Consider the following 2,982-nt stretch of genomic DNA (forward strand, 5'->3'; position numbering starts at 1 on the left):
GGTGGAAGAAGCGATTCGCTCGATCAACGGGATCAAAAAAGTCACCTCGATCGCCAGAGAAGGCGGTGCGTACGTGCTCGCCGAACTGCGATCAGACGTCAAGAACGTCCAAAAGGTGATGTCGGAAATCGATCGTGAAGTCGATCGCATCCCGAGCTTTCCGGAGTTGGCCGAAGATCCGCAAATCCAGCAGATCACGTTCCGCGACGCCGCCATCCGCATCGGGATCATCGGCCCCCAAGACCGCTCGCAGGAAGCGGAACTAAAGCTGCGGGAAATCGCCGAAGGCATTCGCGATGATGTCTTGATGCTGCCGACCGTCTCGTCATCGTCCATCATGGGCACGCGGCCGTACCAGATCGATGTGGAAATCTCCGAGTCGACGCTCCGCAGCCATGACCTCACGCTGAACCAGGTCGCTGACATTCTGCGCGCCCACAACGTGGAACTTCCTGGCGGGCAATTGAAAACCGAAGGCCAGGAGATCCTGTTGCGGGCGAAGAACAAGGGCCGCGTCGGCGAGGAGATCAAACGCTTGCCGATCGTTACTCGTGCCGACGGGGTCGTGTTGACCATTGGCGACCTGGGTAACGTGAAAGATGAATTCGAAGATTCCACGATGGTCGGTGAAATCAACGGCGAACCGGCGATGGTCGTCAACGTCGAACGCTCCAAAAGTGAAGACCTGTTGGCGATGGTCAACGATGTCCGCACTTACGTGGCCGACAAGACGTTGCCGGCGGGGTACCGCTTTGAGATTTGGAGTGACACCAGCACGGAGGTCCGCGGGCGATTGGACCTGTTGCGACGCAACGGGTTGCAAGGGTTGCTGCTCGTGTTTCTGGTGCTGACATTGTTTCTGGAGATGCGACTGGCAGTTTGGGTCGCGCTCGGGATCCCCGTTTCCATCTTGGGTGCCGGTGCGGCGCTGGCCCTGGGCGACCAGACCCTCAACATGTTGTCGCTGTTCAGCTTTCTCGTCGCGTTGGGGATCGTGGTTGACGATGCGATCGTGATCGGCGAGAACATTTACGCGCACCGCCAGATGGGCAAGTCGCGCAAACAGGCGGCGATCGACGGTACGATCGAAGTGTTTCCTTCCGTCACCGCTTCGGTCATGACCACGGTCATCGCCTTCGCACCAATGTTTTTCGTGTCGGGGGTGATGGGGAAATTCATGGCCGTGATCCCCTTTGCCGTGATCGCGATGCTGGTGATTTCGTTGTGGGAAAGCATTTTCGTGCTGCCGAGTCACCTCGCGCATTCGCACACCGGATTTTTTCGCGTGCTGGAAATTGTCACCTACCCGCTGCGACCGCTGGGATTGCTCTTGGCGTGGCTCGGCGAACGCTTCGCCGCCGGATTGAATTTTGTCTGCAATCGCCTCTACGTGCCCGCACTCCGGTTCAGCTTGCATTATCCGATGATCCCGATCGCCGTCTCGATCATGATGGCGTTGGGAACGTGGGGGATGATTCGCGGCGGGATCGTCCCCTCGATCTTGTTTCCCAAATCGGACAACAACTTCTTACAGGCCATCATCGTGTTTCCCGACGGAACCCCCGCGATCGAAACCGATCGGGCGACGCGGGAGATGGAACGTGCGCTGCGCCGAGTCAGCCAACGAGTTGCCAAGGCACGGGCGGCGGAGGACGGTATCGACATCAAGACCCTCTATCCGGGCAGCAACGACGTGATCGCCGGTCCCGTCCGGCTGACGTATCGCGAAGTCGGGAACACAACCAACACGCAAAACCCTGCCGGCGGCGGCGGTTCGGGAAGCAACGTCGGGCAGATCTTTGCGGAACTGCACGACACCAACATTCGAAACATCCACAGCAAGGATCTACTCGCGATGTGGCGGGCCGAGGCTGGTGAGTTTGCCGGGGTGGAAAGCGTGACGTACGGCAGCGTCGGAGTCGGCCCGGGCGGCAAGGCGATCGAGTTCAAATTGCTGGCCGACAGCGACGATGAAGATCAATTGCTGCAGGCCACCGACGCGGTCAAAGCAAAGCTGGCCACCTACGACGGTGTGTTCGACATCGCTGACGACAACACGCCCGGAAAATGGGAGTTTCAGTTTCGCGTCAAAGACAGCGCGCTGGCGACGGGAATCACGCCGACCGATCTGGGCAACACGGTTCGCGACACGTACTTCGGCGCCGAAGCGATGCGTTTGCAACGTGGGCGGCATGAAGTCAAGTTGATGGTCCGGTACCCGCAAGAAGAACGCCGCTCGCTGGTGAATTTTCGTGAGATTCGTGTCCGCGACCCCGCCGGAAACGAGCACCCGATCGAAGAACTCGCCGAAGTCACGCTCAAACGAGGCTTTTCAGAAATCAATCGAGTCGACCAGATGCGTTCGGTCACCGTCAGCGCGGACTTGGATTGGAAAACCGCCAACTCGTCGCTGATCATCGCGGACTTGCAGGCAAACTATTTACCCGCGATGGCGAAGCAGTTTCCGGGGGTTCAAGTGCGTTGGGAAGGCCAAGCGGAACAGAGTCGCGAGTCGGTCGGCAGCCTGAAGGTGGGTTTTGGAATCGCCATCATCGCGATGTACGTGTTGCTTGTGGTGCAATTTCGGTCGTACGTCCAGCCGATCTTGATCCTGATGATCGTGCCCTTTGGGATGATCGGAGCCATCTGGGGGCACGCAATTCTGGGGCTTCCCCTGACGCTGTTCAGCATGTTCGGCCTGGTCGCCTTGTCGGGAGTGGTCATCAACGACTCGATCGTGCTGATCGATTTCATCAACGTACGGGTCCGCGAAGGCCATCCGCCGATGGAAGCGGTCGCCGATGCGGGCCAGCGTCGCTTTCGGCCAATCTTGCTGACCAGTCTGACCACGATCGCGGGGTTGATCCCCTTGATGCTCGAACGTTCGTTCCAGGCCCAATTGCTGATCCCGATGGCCGCCTCGTTGGCGTTCGGGCTGAGTCTGGCGACCTTCTTGGTGCTGTTCCTCGTTCCCGTGTTCTA

The 2,982-nt window shown here is 59.1% G+C and carries 1 protein-coding gene; it reads left to right on the forward strand.

The genetic code is table 11. The annotated features are described in order from the left end of the window. On the forward strand, nucleotides 1–2,982 hold a 2,982-nt coding region (locus ABX749_RS27920), incomplete at both ends, for an efflux RND transporter permease subunit (protein ID WP_372898916.1).

It is taken from the genome of Stieleria sp., from assembly GCF_041595215.1.
GTDB classification, from domain to species: Bacteria; Planctomycetota; Planctomycetia; order Pirellulales; family Pirellulaceae; genus Stieleria; species Stieleria magnilauensis.